This is a genomic window from Chryseobacterium sp. YR221, assembly GCF_900176315.1.
GTDB lineage: Bacteria > Bacteroidota > Bacteroidia > Flavobacteriales > Weeksellaceae > Chryseobacterium > Chryseobacterium rhizosphaerae.
On record NZ_FWXM01000002.1, the window covers coordinates 391275 to 404776 of the forward strand.

General features: G+C 35.5%; 13 protein-coding genes. All 13 read right to left on the reverse strand.

What is annotated here, in order from left to right; genetic code table 11:
- Positions 1-4: 4 nt before the first annotated feature.
- Positions 5-2326, reverse strand: a complete 2322-nt coding sequence (locus B8967_RS06795; protein WP_228406060.1) for a TonB-dependent receptor — start codon at positions 2324-2326, stop codon at positions 5-7.
- 350 nt (positions 2327-2676) lie between these two features.
- Entirely contained in the window at positions 2677-3033 is a 357-nt protein-coding gene (locus tag B8967_RS06800) for a hypothetical protein (RefSeq protein WP_047488041.1), read from the reverse strand.
- A gap of 147 nt (positions 3034-3180) precedes the next feature.
- Positions 3181-5106 carry an ABC-F family ATP-binding cassette domain-containing protein gene (locus B8967_RS06805; protein ID WP_047488038.1) on the reverse strand — a complete coding sequence of 642 codons (1926 nt, stop codon included), beginning with the start codon at positions 5104-5106 and terminating at the stop codon, positions 3181-3183.
- A gap of 213 nt (positions 5107-5319) precedes the next feature.
- Positions 5320-5568: a hypothetical protein gene (locus B8967_RS06810; RefSeq protein WP_047488035.1), complete on the reverse strand. Its 249-nt coding sequence runs from the start codon at positions 5566-5568 to the stop codon at positions 5320-5322.
- Between the two features lie 59 nt (positions 5569-5627).
- Positions 5628-6653 (reverse strand): hypothetical protein, encoded by a 1026-nt coding sequence (locus tag B8967_RS06815; RefSeq protein ID WP_084085364.1) that lies wholly within the window; start codon positions 6651-6653, stop codon positions 5628-5630.
- Positions 6654-6659: 6 nt separating this feature from the next.
- Positions 6660-7301: a hypothetical protein gene (locus B8967_RS06820; protein ID WP_084085366.1), complete on the reverse strand. Its 642-nt coding sequence runs from the start codon at positions 7299-7301 to the stop codon at positions 6660-6662.
- A 45-nt stretch (positions 7302-7346) separates the two neighbouring features.
- Positions 7347-8084 carry a hypothetical protein gene (locus B8967_RS06825; protein ID WP_047488026.1) on the reverse strand — a complete coding sequence of 246 codons (738 nt, stop codon included), beginning with the start codon at positions 8082-8084 and terminating at the stop codon, positions 7347-7349.
- A 256-nt stretch (positions 8085-8340) separates the two neighbouring features.
- Positions 8341-9696, reverse strand: coding sequence for a phospholipase effector Tle1 domain-containing protein (locus B8967_RS06830; RefSeq protein WP_084085870.1), 1356 nt, complete (start codon positions 9694-9696; stop codon positions 8341-8343).
- A gap of 158 nt (positions 9697-9854) precedes the next feature.
- Complete coding sequence (locus B8967_RS06835; RefSeq protein ID WP_047488024.1) at positions 9855-10532, reverse strand: response regulator transcription factor; 678 nt, start codon at positions 10530-10532, stop codon at positions 9855-9857.
- A complete protein-coding gene (locus B8967_RS06840) occupies positions 10498-11232 on the reverse strand; it encodes a sensor histidine kinase (RefSeq protein WP_228406062.1) in 735 nt (244 codons plus the stop codon). The genes B8967_RS06835 and B8967_RS06840 overlap by 35 nt, the downstream gene beginning before the upstream one ends.
- 50 nt (positions 11233-11282) lie before the next feature.
- Positions 11283-11906 (reverse strand): hypothetical protein, encoded by a 624-nt coding sequence (locus tag B8967_RS06845; protein WP_047488021.1) that lies wholly within the window; start codon positions 11904-11906, stop codon positions 11283-11285.
- A gap of 13 nt (positions 11907-11919) precedes the next feature.
- The gene (locus B8967_RS06850) at positions 11920-12690 is read right to left on the reverse strand and encodes a hypothetical protein (protein WP_228406064.1); all 771 of its coding nucleotides are present in this window, start codon (positions 12688-12690) and stop codon (positions 11920-11922) included.
- A 65-nt stretch (positions 12691-12755) separates the two neighbouring features.
- Entirely contained in the window at positions 12756-13376 is a 621-nt protein-coding gene (locus tag B8967_RS06855) for a DUF5715 family protein (RefSeq protein ID WP_047488016.1), read from the reverse strand.
- Between the last annotated feature and the right edge of the window lie 126 nt (positions 13377-13502).

The window sequence follows — 13502 nt, forward strand, 5'->3', positions numbered from 1 at the left end:
AATATTAGAAACGGTATCTAAAATTCAGAATAAAGTTTCTTCCTGCTTCGTCTGCGAAAAAACGCATACGGTTAAGGTAATTTCTGTACGAAACATTAAAAATGTTGTTTACAATAAGCCCTGCAGAAAGATTTTTGCTAAGATTAATTCCTGTTCCGATATTCCAAAGGGAAAACCCTGCTGGTGGTGTACTTAGATCCACCGTTTTATTAACTTCCACCCCATTTTCATAAATGGTAACTGAAGCATTATGGACAGGAAATCTGCTTTGTTTTAAAAAAGTCTGATTTTCAAGATTGAAATAAAAATTATTCCAGTTTTCTTTTTTAAACTGTAATGCATTGGAGAAATTAGGAGGCATCATCAGAATCAACGGTTCATTATGGGTATCATCCTGCCCATACAGATAACTTCCTTTACCTGTATAAGAAAGGTTATCTGTAAGCTTCCAGTTAATATCCAGGTCTATACCATACATTTTTGCATCAATCTGCTGGTATGACCACACCGGAAACACTCCCCTTATTGTATTCTGTACTCCCGTTGGAATTTCATTAATAAAGTTTTTAGTTATGAAAAAGTAAGGGTTTACAGAAACATTCAATCCTTTAAGGACATTGAATTTTGCATCCGCAGTAAGGTTAAACTGATGTCCGTCTTCATTTTTCAGTCCCATATCCCCTATTTCTATTACCGCTGCAGAGTGGTGTAATCCATCAGAAAACAACTCTGCAATATTGGGTGTTCTTCCCACTTTTGCATAGTTAAATTTCAAATTAAAATTTGCATTCGGATGGTATTCCAGACCTGCATTAAATGAAACATTCTGATAATTAATTTTTGGACGTGTCAACACTCTGTTTTTATCCGTTTTAATATAGAATTCACGGTATGAGTCAGCATATCGGTTGCTCCAATCACTTTTGTCATACCATTTCGTTACATCATAACGGGTGAAGTCATATCTTACTCCAGCTTCAGCATTCAATTCCGGTGAAATTTTATATTTAAATACAGAATATATTCCCGCCGCATATTTGTCATAATTAGGAATCAGACGTCTCGCTTTGGTAGCCGGATCTGAATAATTATTTTGAAAACTTGCATCAATCCCCGTTTCAAGAGACCATTTTTCTCTTTCCAATAAATCATTAAGATTAAATTGGTGAGTCATCAAGGCAAGATCCAAAGAAGGAGTATCTTTAAGATCACCTCTTCTTACATCATATTCCTGTCTATGGTTATACTGAAAACTGTACGTTGCAGAAACTTTCCCAATATTTTCAAATCTTTTGAAAGCTGAAACTTTCGCAATATGATGCTCGATAACCTGTCGTGGATTATCAATATCATAGCTAAAGTCTCCTGTATACACCGGAATTTTTAAGGTCATCGCATTATAGAAATCATTATTGTTTCCTACATGAGATCCTCTGTAAATTCCAATATTCTGATTGGTAAGATAATAATCAAAAGAAATTCCTTTGTCATATTCATTTTTCTGCACGGTAAAATTAAAGGATGAGAAATCCATTCCTGTATTCATCAGATTGTAATCAGGTGTATGCTGATCACCCAGCTTTTTAATACTTCCTCCTGATTTTACCGCCCAACCGTTTTTCCATATTTTGGCAACATCTACATCCAGCCCCAATCCTCTTCCGTTGGAAATTCCCGAAAGGTTGACTGATCCTTTTATAGTGTCTTTTTTAGGAAAAATCTCCGGTTCCATGATGACAACGCCACCTATGGCATCACTCCCGTACTTTAAAGCAGACGCTCCTTTGATCACATCAATATGCTGAAAATTATTAATGTCTACATTGGGAGCATGCTCCACGCCCCATTCCTGCTCAGCAAGCTTTACTCCATTATTGAGAATGGAAATACGACTTCCGTATAAACCATGGATAATAGGTTTTGCAATATTATTTCCGGTCTTTAATGTGGCCACTCCCGATATTTTAGAAAGTAAATTTCCCAGGTTATCTGTGGCATTTCTTTCTATTTCTTTTTTATCAATAGTCTTCACAATTAAAGATCCGTTGGATTTATGATTACCGTGTATGGTAACGGTTTCAATATCTTTAATATGATGTTCCAGGGTGATCACCACGTGAATATCCTGATCAACTTTTATATTTTCAGTATAATCATGACAATCAGGATGCTGTGCCGTAAGAGAATATTCTCCGGCAGGAATTTTATCAAAAGAAAATTTCCCTTTCTTATCTGTTTTTACTGTAGAACCTCCGATTTTCACCACTGCATTTTCCAGCATTGTTTTATCATGAAAATCCTGAACGGTTCCTTGTACAGTGTACATTTTCTGTGCACTTGTAAATACTGATCCACAAAAGATCAGCAACAGGCAATATATCAATTTCATTATAATAGATTGATTGCGTACCCTTTTAACAGGTACATTTTTCGTTAAAATTTGTTGAATGGGTTTATCTTAATTTGTACAATGTATAATGTACAGTGTAAAAAGTAAAAGTGCAATGTATTAATGATGAAAGAAGTTGGATGTTAGTCATGAGAAGCCGGAGACTGATATTATGAAAATAATACAACTATCAGATGAGCTACTGCTGTATCCCCCCCCTCAAACTTTTGGGCATTAACCATTGAACTTTAAAGCACGAAACTTTAAACCCAATATGAATGTATTGATTATGAAATTGTGGGAGGCCCCCGAAGCTGAAAGGTAAATTTGGTCTGTGACCAGATTTTCTCCTGAATGGCGATGATCTGTTTTACCTGATGCGTATAGTGCTCAAAAGTAAAACTGAATTCTTCAGGAGCTAAGGTATGTCCGGTAACCAAAAAGTGGCAGGCCAGACAGTCGCCAGCTTTCTCTTTAGTAATAGCTTTTGTAATCGTATTCTCGGTCTTTTTAAGATTAAATCCTTTAAAGTAGTCCATAGAATCATGATGGTGAAAGCTTTGAGAAAGCAGGGCGAGGAAATATACTCCAAACAATAGCTTGGAGATAAAACTCTTCAGATTTCTGCTTTCTTTTAAAATCATTCTTCAAAATTATGAAAATAATTTAATTCTGGAGCTACCCTTTTATTAAATTACTTTTATGCTTACTGGTAATATGTAGAAATGAATGGGGTTATGTTACAAAAAAAAGCTTCATAATTTTAATTTATGAAGCTTTTATATTTTAGTTTAGTTAACCTGAGTTCCCAGGTATTCCCATTCCTGCAATGCAGAATCTAATTCTTCTTTAGTTTTATTGTATTTCTCCAACGTTTCATCAGAAGGGTTTTCTTTGGCAAAAGAAGCTTCCATTTCTTCCACTTTAATTTCAAGTTCGGAAATTTTCTCTTCTACTTTTTTAATTTTATTCTGTATATTTTTCTGTTCTTTACTTACAATCGTTGACTGATTGGCAGCTACAGGTTTTGCTTCCGCTTTTTTCACCTCTGCTTTTGGCTCTTCATTGTGAAGTTTAGCTTTTTCTGCAGAAATCTCTCTGATCGTTTCTTTTTGTCTGTATTCCAGATATTCATTGATATCACCAAGGAATTCTTTCATTTTTCCATCACGGAATTCGTAGATTTTATCACAAAGCCCCTGAAGGAATTCTCTATCGTGAGAAATGACAATCAATGTTCCTTCAAAATTCTGCAAAGCCAGCTTAATAATCTCTTTAGACTGGATATCCAGGTGGTTGGTAGGCTCATCCATAATCAACGTATTGAAAGGACGAAGTAATAGTTTACAAAGTGCCAGACGGTTTCTCTCACCTCCGGAAAGTACTTTTGTTTTTTTAGAAACAGCCTCTCCCTGAAATAAGAAAGATCCTAATAAATCTCTTACTCTAGGTCTTGTTTCTTCCGTAGCAGCATCTTCTGCTTCTTCCAAAACTGTTTTATTAGGTGTTAAAACTTCTTCCTGATTTTGGGCAAAATAACCGATGTTTACGTTGTGTCCAAGATTCCAGGAACCTGAATAATCTTTAATATCCCCGGCCAGAATTTTAGCTAAAGTAGTCTTTCCTTGTCCGTTCTGTCCTAAAAGTGCAATCCTATCTCCTCTCTGAACGATGAAATCTACATCATCAAAAATTTGTTTTTTCCCGTAAGCCTTCCCTAAATGATCAGCTTCAAAAATAACTTTTCCGGGAACCATAGACTGTACGAAACGGATATTGAATTTTGAAACGTCTTCATTATCAACCTCGATACGTTCAATTTTATCTAATTTTTTAATAAGGGACTGAGCAAAAGATGCTTTGGTAGCACTGGCTCTGAACTTATTAATATTGTCTTCCATCTGCTTGATTTCCGCATCCTGATTCTTTTTAGCCTGAATCAGTTTCTCACGGCGGTCTTCACGCATGATCAGATATTTTGTATAATTGGCTTTGTAATCATCTACTTTTCTATTGTTGATATCAAAAGTTCGGTTACAAACTGCCGTCATAAACTGCTTATCGTGACTTACCAGAACGATTGCTCCCGGATAGTCTTTCAGAAAGTTTTCCAGCCAGATGATGGATTCCATATCCAGGTGATTAGTAGGCTCATCGAGAAGCATAATGTCATTCTTTTGAAGAAGAAGCTTTGCCAGTTCGATTCTCATTCTCCATCCTCCTGAAAATTCATCGGTGATCTTTTGGAAATCATCCGCTTTAAAACCTAAACCAAACAGTACCTTTTCCATATCCCCTTCAAGATTGTAGGCATCATGGTTCATTAAAAGGTCATTCAGCTCAGTCATTTTATTAATCAGATCCGTGTAAGAATCGCTTTCGTAGTCGGTTCTCGTCGCCATCTGATGGTTTACCTCTTCAAGCTCATTTTTCCAGGCATTGATTTGTTCAAAAGCCTGCATGGTTTCGTTCCAAACGGTTCTTCCTTTTACAAAATCAAGATCCTGTTTCAAGAAACCGATTGTTGCGCTTCCTTCAGCAACAACATCACCTTCGAAGAAGTTAATTTCTCCTGAAAGCATTTTCAATAAAGTGGATTTCCCCGCTCCATTTTTACCGACTAAACCAATTTTATCGTCTTTTTTAATCGTGAAATTTACATTTTGAAATAAATAATTTCCCGAGTGATGTAATCCTAAACCTTGAACCGAAAGCATTTTTTTAAGTAATAATTAATAATGAATAATGAATTTTCGAGGGCAAAAATACGGAAAAAGAAATGAAATAGTTCAGAAATAAAAAAACTGCCCCTTTCGGACAGTTTTTAATCCAGATTCAAAACTTAATTTATCGTCTTAATAAATAGTTTAAAAACATAGATTTCTGTGTTTACCTCTGAAACTTCTAAATCTTAGAAAGTTTAAAAATGTCTATCCCGGAGTGAGCGGTGGTGTTTTTTGCCCCGCTTTCACCATGACAATCATTTCTTCAAGGCTTTCCGCAGCCTCTTTATATTTTACCTGTTTGATCCCATGGTGAGAACCTATTTCATTTTGCAATTCATTCAAAGTGGTAGCTTCAGACATTGTAATCGGTTTGCTGCCATTTTTAATACTGATCTCGTAGTTGCAAGTGTCTAAAAGTTTATTGGCTTTTTTAAGCCATGCTGAAACTGTCATAATATATTGTTTTTGGAGTTAAAAAATATTGGAGTAAGTATATTGAAGGTTGGATAGAGCTAAGCCCATTTGATGGTATATAGTTCCGCTATATTTTTAGGTCTTGTTTCCAGGCCATCTGCTTCAATATCTGTTTTTGAGGTACTTTTTGTATCAATAATACTCATAGGAGTCGGCCCATTCCCAGGGGGAATCATTGCTGTCGTGGAAAACTTTAGTCCATGATCATGCTTTTTAAAAATATCATTTTCAAAAGTACTGACATGATCTCCTGTAATGGTTCCTGTTCCAGGAGCTTTTCTTTCGGTAGCATTCATGTCTACCGTAGCTTGATTATTCCATGCCCGGCTGAAATATCCGCGCATATCCAATAACATAGAAAATCCGTTGGGTCCCTTTCCGAACCGATAATTAAGTATTGAATTTAATCTTGTATAATTGGCATCCAGTTCAACAGGAGGATTACATAATGAAAATTCTCCTTCAGGGGCAAATTCCGTAGCGATATATTGTCTGCGTTCCCCTATCACTCCCTGAATAATACAGGGAAGGTTTTTAAGACTAATTAAGCCTAAGTTTGTACAGCAACGTGAAATTCTTATTTCGGCATTTGGAATTTTTGATAAAACAGTGAGCATGAGCTTCGTTGCTAAGGGATTGATGATATGCAACAGATTTAATTCATGGTCGCCTGTTTGAGATACGGTAACCGAACTGGAATCTATACCATCGGATAATTGTACCGTTACATCTCCGCTCACTTTTAAATTTAAAACAACCTGAGCAGAAACTGTTTCCCCGGGCAACATCTGTTTCCATCTTGGAAATTCATGAAGGGCCTGTCTGAAAGTCATTTCATCAGAAGTCTGACTTTTTAGAATAACCAGCTGATTAGCATTTGAATCAAAAGAAATTTTTCCGTTGGCTCCGCTATCGTTATATAGCCATCCATCAGGAATACCATAAATGATGGCCCCATTTCTGGATATCTGATTGCTGAAATAGCGGAAGTCATCATTATACACTAAATTATTTTGTCCTAATGCATAGAGATAATCTTCTGTGGTACTATTTATTTTTTCCATGATTCCTTATTTTTTTTGAGGGAGTTTTCCCATTTTGAATACATTAGTAGCTGAATCAAAATACACATCTGTATCATCCTGAAAATCAATAGTGAGGTATTTATTGATAGTCACATTTCTGGCCTGCATTCCTGAGGGAACCAAAAGAGAAGAAGAAATGGCCATATTGGAAGAGATTCCACTTGCAGTGAAAAGCCATAACTCATCACTGTAATCAAAATAAATAATCGTATTGACAGAAGCAGAATCTGCATTGCAAACGCCAAAAGTCCCGTTTATTTTCTGAGAAATGGCCGGATATAGAATAGAGGTAGACGTATTGTCTATCCCCAAGACTTCCGAAGGGCAATTGCCGGGGGTGCCATAAAAACCGATATTTGAAACTGAATACCTGTTCCCATATTCTGCATCTGTTGATACACTATCTTTATAAACCTCCATATTTTGTGGCTGGATTCTACTTGCCAATGCTTTCCAGGAGTCTGAAAAAGTACATGGATTGTTATTAATAAAAGGCTCAAAAGCCAGACATATATACTTCAAATCAGCTGTTCCGGGATAAGATCTTATGATACCTACCAGCTGATTGGTATGGGTCAAATAGTTTATTCCGTTTTTATCAAAATATATGTTTAATGTAGTATCCATAATAAAATCCCGAAGGAATTAGATCCTTCGGGAAGATTTATCTTTTTAGAAAATATTTAAAAGCTGCGTCAATGATTCTCCTGAAGATACAGGATTGACAGGCGCTCCTCCAGGTACACTTTCAATACCATAAGTTCCTGCGATCATCTGCAAATCATATTGTATATTCTGAGCACTGAATATAAAATTACATCCAGGTGCTGTAGCGTTCCCGGTAACAGATCCTGAAGTCATATTAGTCTGCGCTGCAAATAAAACTACTTTTTCATTGGGCTCCATACTTACAGACCCTTGTGGCGTACATATAAATGCACAGAAAGGCTGAAATTCTCCATTCACTTTTGCAGCAAGCCCTACCGTAATATTTGATGTCCCTGCTCCTCTGTCATTTTTCACCGTAATTACTCCTGCCGGAGCTCCTGAAGTAGTAGAAAAAGAACCGTCCTGGTGGAAAGTTACAGCGGTCCCCAAAGGAACTTCACTGGATAATGCCTGCATCTGGATGGTTGTATTGGTGCCAATATTTGACTTATTGAAAATATATACCTTGTATTTTGGCTCATAGTCAATTTCTACTTCGCCAAACATTTCCTGGTAGCTTATAGCAAACCATGCCGGTACTCCTGTAGAAACCTGATTAGGTCCTGAAGCACCTTTGTACCCCATTAGTTTGTAATTATTTTGTTGTAGATACTGTAAAATTGTTTTTTGATCATTGGATGTAAAATCGAAATCAATTGAGAATACAGTAGTTGCTGCTGTTTGAATGAGTGTCTTTTCCATTGGTTTTAATTTTTGATGTTCTTACTCTTTTTGTTATTGGGCTTTTCAGAATACGCCTTTGCTCATATTTTATTTTTGAAGCTTCGTTAAATGAACAATTCAAAGTAACGAGAATTAGAAGCCAAAAACTACAGTATAAAATACCAAATTACACCTTCAGTAATTATACCCAATTGATAATAAATACCTTACAAATAAAAGGGAACATCCAAAAGAATGCTCCCTAACCTAAATTTAAAACTGAAAAGTATTGAGATTAATTGTTAATTTCATTGACTCTGATTGCTATCGGAGTTTTTACGATTGAGCGAGTCCAGATATCATTATTCGGAACATTGGTTCCATACAGAAAGTCGGCTACAAAACTATCTTCGGGAAGATGAAGTTCCACAGAAAGTCTTTTCTTACTTTCCTTATCTACTAAGGTACTGCTGGAGACATTCAAACCATTGTTGATCAGTTCTGCATTAATTTCGGATTCTGACCTTTTCAGTAAAGCATCGCTGTATAATCCAAAATTAGCCGAAATATGGATATAATCTGCCAGTTCATTATACTTATAAGCCGGCTTTATACCTATAGAGATCAATTTCACATATTCTGTAAGCTGTGTATAGAACGTATTGAGGTAAGGATGTTTTCCGGAATCTATTTCAAAATATAATTCTGCAAGATCAGCATCGAATACTACCGCATTCTTATTGGTTTCTTCCAGCATAAGCTTTCCATATATTTTTGAAAGATGGTTATATACTTTATCCCGGGATACAAAAGCCTGAGAAAAATGGTCTTCATTCTCTATCTGATAACTGGAAAACAAATGCTCCCAAATCCGGTTTCCTGCGGCATCGGTTTTTGAGTTTCTTATATCTGAGATATAATTCTCAAGATCATTATCATTTATAAAATCTGTAGAGATATAGACAGACTGAGGTCCTTCCAGATATCCACCACCCACATCAGCATGAGCTCCGGGGACAAATATTTCCTTCCATACGGAATTCCAATCTTCAGATTTTTTATCCTGCATTCTTTTAGAATCTTCGAAAAAGCCTGTGAGTGGAAAAAAGAATCTGCATTCATTGATGGCACAGAGGTGAAGTGCATGCTCTACCATGCCGGAAAGACTTAAATCGTATGTATTAAAAGGTTTGGACTCTACAGTATCAAAAGCTCCTAAAAACTTAATTTTAATGTGCATTGATGAATAATGAGCCAAAAGCCGGTTACAGAAAGTCCGGGCAAGCATTCCTCCTCTCCCGAATCCATAGATATAGAAATGATATTCTTTATTTTCATCCCTGATTATTTCCTGTACAAAAGCATCTGCCTTCTGAATTTTATCGTCGGAAGAATATCCGTTACCGTAAGGTGGGTTTGCACATGTGGCCATGGCAAAATTATTGTCTTCACCTCCTATTACTGTTCCTATTCCTTCAATGTATATTTTTTGATTCCCATGAAATAGGTTGTATAGTTTGTAAATATTGGTAAAAGCACCATAGTAGCTTTCATTATTCTTTAGTGGTTTATCCGGCGAAAAAGCGTTTACTCCATTGTTTCCAGTACCATCAAAGAAGATCCCAACAGAAATTATGTTGCTGTCCTCCATTCTTTTAATCATTTATGTTACAGATTGATCTGCATTTTACATTCAAATTTCATCCAAAAGGTCTCTGACCTGGATATTTTCAAAGTAACAGAAGAAAGGAATGCTAAACTAGCGTGAAAAGTACCAAATAAAAAATTCCGTATTTCTACGGAATGGGGTTATAATTTTTCAAGTGAATAAATATTGTTTATTATGGCGTAAATGACTATGCCTACTGTGTTTTTGGCTCCAATTTTCTCCAGAATCCGTTGTCTGTGGCTTTCCACTGTTCTTGGACTGATGAAGAGTTTTTCGCCGATTTCATTATTGGTAAATTCCTGACAAATCAGTTTTACCACATCTTTTTCTCTTTCAGACAGCTCATCTTCTGTTTCAAAAAGAGAATTTTTCTTTGCCGAGCTATTCATATAAGTGAATAACATCTGATGGTCTTCCGCAGTAAAGAAAACTCCATTTTTATTGACCATTGTAATGGCTTCAATAAATATTTTTTTATTGGAGTTTTTGGGAAGAAATGCAGAAACTCCCAACTTCACCATATACCCCAGAATAGAGGTTTTGTAATGGGAAGAAAGAATGATAATTTTCAGGTCGGGATATTTTTCTTTAAGAATCTCTACCAGTTCAAAACCATTCATGGGTTTCATCTGAACATCTACCAGGGCAATATCAGGAAAATCATTTTCCGAAATTTTTTCCAGTTGCTCAATAAAATCGGGACCATTATCTGCCGTAACGCATACCGATATATTTTTTTCATTGGACAGCAGCATTTTTACTCCTTCCAGGATCAGCTGTTCATCATCTATCAGGGCTATCTTGATTTGGGAACTCATTATGTTTGGGAATTTTAATAATTATACGACTTCCTTTATTTAAAAAAGTATTTTTCCATTTATAGGCGGCATTCATTGACTGGATTCTGGATTCGATATTCTTAATACCCATTCCTTTTTTCACCTTATCGTAATCGAAACCCTGACCATTATCTGAGATCACAACTGCCATATTATAAGGATAGTCTTTAATATAGATCCAAATATCCGTAGCATCAGAATGTTTGATTACATTGGTGGTAAATTCCTGAATAATCCTGTACAGCTGTACTTCCACAAAAAGATCTTTCTTTTTGTACCCGGGCATTACCTGCATTGAAATATTGATTTTATGGGAAAGATTAGCAATCAGTTCTTCCACATACAGCACCAGCCCTACAGATTCCAGGTTAACAGGGTATAATGAATGGGAAATACTTCTGGCTGCATCAATCAGGGCAGACATTTGACTGTAGATATTTTTTTTAATAATTTCATCTCCCTTAGTATCGAGATTGTTCAGCCATAAAGAAAGGATATTGAGCCTGTTTCCGATATCATCATGAATAGTTACCGCTATTCTTTTTCTTTCTTCTTCCTGAGCTTTGATGTTTTCCAGTGCCAGCTTTTTCTGGTGAAGGACTTCTACTTCATGCTGTACATTTTTCTCTTTTATAATTCTGCTGATAAAAGACCTGTAGGCAAGCAAAATAAAAGCCACTATAACTGTTATGGTAACAATTATAAGGATTAACAGGTTAATATTTAAACTTACTTCTTTAATTTGATGAAGGTATATAAAAATGAACAGTACAAAATCCCGGACAGGATATTGTTTGCACTAAAAATAATATAATAATCGTCCTCTGACAGGTTAGCTATCTGATGCTGAACAATAAAAATAAATACCGAAACAGAGTAATAGAAAAAAATACTGGCATCTGTCAAAAGAAAACGGTTTTGTGCAGAAGTATCTTTTATTTCCCGGATCAATGTAAATCCGGAAAGACAGATGATTATAATATTAGAAACTACTTTAGCTATATCTGCATTGAAAGGGTAATTAAACCCATATTTTGAAATCATAAATCCGGCAGCCACTAATGCAACGAGCCCCAGAAAATATTTGGGCCAATCTAATTTTCTGATAAATAAAACTGACAGCAAAAAGAACTCCCCGGCAATATAAAGAGGATAGAGAAATGATGTATCATTGAGATTGAAAATATAAGGCAGGATAAGATTCAGCAGCTCAATAAAAAAAAGAAAAGCAATACAGTGAAAATATTGCTTCTCTTTATTATTTAATATGCGGTATTTTCCTGCTCCTAACAATATCACTGATAGAAGAAGACCATAGTTCAGGAATAAAATTGCCTTATAAAAATCAGCCATTCCTTAGTTATAATTATATTGCGTCCGGTATACGGCAAATAGGAGGACAAGGTTTTGCCCAATCGTATGTATTGGCTTCAGTTATTGCACTGCTTCCTGTATTATTGCTTTCCAGGTTTTCAAGGAAAGAAATAAAAATCAGCGTAACCAGCATTCTACCATAGATATCACTGTATCTTAATCCGAATGAACACACTATTCTGGTTAAGTTTTTGTTTGAAAGACATAAATCTTCTGTAGGAACATAGAACTTAGTAAAGATTCTCGTTCCTTTGTATACTGTACATTCCTGATAAAACCAATCCATCCCTTCATTTCTCCATCTTTCAATAGCTTCTATTGCTTTATCCTGTTCAAGGACCGGTTTGCTGGAGATAGGGAAAGACATATCTGCATTCTTATCAATATTTTGAAGGTCTTTAGAGAGAAGAGCATTTTTAACAACTGTATACTGCTGTATTTCCTGCAGTTTCAAATCATAGGCAAGCGGGCAAAGAAGACTGCACGGATATTCTTCCATATTTCTTCTTAATCCGTTTTCATCCATGGGATATAAAATAATGATCAGGTTTTCTTTGTAAACCCCTACACCAGCACAGAATTCCGGATATTCGCTGTTACCTCTCATCCAATCCAGATGCCCTTTGTTTATTTCAAAAATATAATTGGCAGGAATTAATTTTTTAACCTCTGGAAAATTGGAAAGAAGTAAACTCCACTGATCCATAGCTGTTTTGCATTCCTCTTTAGAGAGCATGAAATCTTCGCTGTTTAATGTTGTCATAATCATAGTTTTTAAGTTGTATAAAAATATACAAACTACACATGCTATGCAAGTAAGAATTTTAATTAATAATTTCTCACTGTAATATGATAACAACGCTGTTGCTTCTCTTTGATGTAATAAATTCTACCAGCATTAGTATAATACTTTAAAACTTTCTCTAATGCCACCTCCATTTTTGGGTTATATTTCAGGACATTATTGAATCGTATGTAGGAGATATCGAAAGAATTTCCATAATTGTGGGAGCTGATCCCCAGCGAAGCATTAGAATTGACTCTTCTTAACCTGTTTTGATCTTCAAGTGTTCGGGTAATGGAGGAAACGGTAAATGTTCCACCCTTTGTATCTTTGCTAAACTTTGTACCCATTTTTTCTAATGTTGCCTTTGCTTTAGATACCATCCAGGGTCTGCTGTGATCAAGCTTCTGAACATGATACCCTTTCCCTGATTTTTTTATTTTATGGAACTTTCCGTTATTAATGTATTTCTGTACTGTTTTAGAATCTTTCAGCAGCTGTACTCCAAAACTTTTTGAAGCATCAATATGAGGCTTATAAAGAGCAGTCGGTTCAATATTTATAAACTTGATCCCTTTAAAGTCACGCATTGTATTTTTGGCCACCTGCGCATACTGTAGATTATAAATAAAAGGTACAAAGACCACACAAAGAAACTTTTTCATTAACTCCACTTTTAGATTTACTGAATGAAAGATAAAATGTTTATGTTATATCTTTCATTCCGATGATAGTACTATATAAATAAATCCCAAACAAACTTTAAACCAAATTATTGAATTTACAATTTT

Excerpts from the sequence above, each read along its gene's own strand:
- B8967_RS06835 (WP_047488024.1), bottom strand. The coding sequence starts at position 10,532 with ATGAGTTCCCAAATCAAGATAGCCCTGATAGATGATGAACAGCTGATC.
- B8967_RS06850 (WP_228406064.1), bottom strand. The coding sequence starts at position 12,690 with ATGACAACATTAAACAGCGAAGATTTCATGCTCTCTAAAGAGGAATGC.
- B8967_RS06800 (WP_047488041.1), bottom strand. The coding sequence starts at position 3,033 with ATGATTTTAAAAGAAAGCAGAAATCTGAAGAGTTTTATCTCCAAGCTA.
- B8967_RS06820 (WP_084085366.1), bottom strand. The coding sequence starts at position 7,301 with ATGGATACTACATTAAACATATATTTTGATAAAAACGGAATAAACTAT.
- B8967_RS06805 (WP_047488038.1), bottom strand. The coding sequence starts at position 5,106 with ATGCTTTCGGTTCAAGGTTTAGGATTACATCACTCGGGAAATTATTTA.
- B8967_RS06845 (WP_047488021.1), bottom strand. The coding sequence starts at position 11,906 with ATGGCTGATTTTTATAAGGCAATTTTATTCCTGAACTATGGTCTTCTT.
- B8967_RS06810 (WP_047488035.1), bottom strand. The coding sequence starts at position 5,568 with ATGACAGTTTCAGCATGGCTTAAAAAAGCCAATAAACTTTTAGACACT.
- B8967_RS06855 (WP_047488016.1), bottom strand. The coding sequence starts at position 13,376 with ATGAAAAAGTTTCTTTGTGTGGTCTTTGTACCTTTTATTTATAATCTA.
- B8967_RS06795 (WP_228406060.1), bottom strand. The coding sequence starts at position 2,326 with ATGTACACTGTACAAGGAACCGTTCAGGATTTTCATGATAAAACAATG.
- B8967_RS06825 (WP_047488026.1), bottom strand. The coding sequence starts at position 8,084 with ATGGAAAAGACACTCATTCAAACAGCAGCAACTACTGTATTCTCAATT.
- B8967_RS06815 (WP_084085364.1), bottom strand. The coding sequence starts at position 6,653 with ATGGAAAAAATAAATAGTACCACAGAAGATTATCTCTATGCATTAGGA.
- B8967_RS06830 (WP_084085870.1), bottom strand. The coding sequence starts at position 9,696 with ATGGAGGACAGCAACATAATTTCTGTTGGGATCTTCTTTGATGGTACT.